This window comes from Falsiroseomonas oryzae, from assembly GCF_027856955.1.
In the GTDB taxonomy this organism is placed as follows: Bacteria; Pseudomonadota; Alphaproteobacteria; order Acetobacterales; family Acetobacteraceae; genus Falsiroseomonas; species Falsiroseomonas oryzae.
Window position 1 is genome coordinate 1 of sequence record NZ_JAPSMD010000924.1, and the last position, 814, is coordinate 814.

The following is an 814-nucleotide window of genomic DNA, read 5'->3' on the forward strand; positions in this document are numbered from 1 at the left end:
CAGGATTTTGCGGGGCGGTGCCGCGCGCGCAGATCGACACCGCCGCGCCGCGCCGCGCGAAGCCCAGCGCGATGGCGCGCCCGATCCCCCGGCTGCCGCCGGCCACCAGCACGCGCCTGCCCGCGAAATCCTGCATGGTCCGTCCTCCGTCCGCGGCCGCATGCAAGGCCGCGCGGTGCGCCCTGGCAAGCCGGCCGGGGTGACGCAGGCGGTCTCGCGTTGCATAAACCTGCACAGAATCTCGGGAGGACGCGCGATGCCGGATGGCACCACCCCGGCCGGGACGGCGCCGCGGACCGTCGCGGAGGCGCTGCTGGCCGACCTGGCCCGGCGCGGCACCCGGCGCATCTGGGGCGTGCCCGGCGGCGGCTCCTCGCTCGACCTGCTGGAGGGGATGGCGCGCCACGGGCTTGGCTTCGTGCTGGCGAAGCACGAGGGCGCCGCGGCGATGGGCGCGATCGCGGAAGCCGAGCTGACCGGGGCGCCGGGCGTGGTGCTCACCACCAAGGGGCCGGGGGTGGCGAATGCGCTGAACGGCCTGGCCTGCGCCAGCCTGGAGCGTGCGCCCGTGCTGCTCGTCTCCGACGGCTTCGCGCCGCGCCAGCTCTCCTGGCTGACGCACCAGTATTTCGATCACCGCCTGGCGAGCTCGGCTTTCGCGGCGGGCTATGCGCGCGCGGACGGGCCCGCGCCGGCGGCAGAAGTCGTGGCGCTGCTCGACCTGGCGCAGGAGGCGCGGCGGGCGGTGCACCTGGACCTCACCGGCGAGGCGGCGCGTCGCGCGCCCGGCGAGGTGCCGCAGCGGCGGCTGGTG

1 protein-coding gene is annotated in these 814 nt (G+C 76.7%); it reads left to right on the top strand.

Annotated features, from left to right (window positions below):
• Positions 1-256: 256 nt before the first annotated feature.
• Positions 257-814 (top strand): thiamine pyrophosphate-binding protein (locus tag OZN99_RS32715; protein WP_270939342.1); only part of this gene is annotated, 558 nt, incomplete at its 3' end.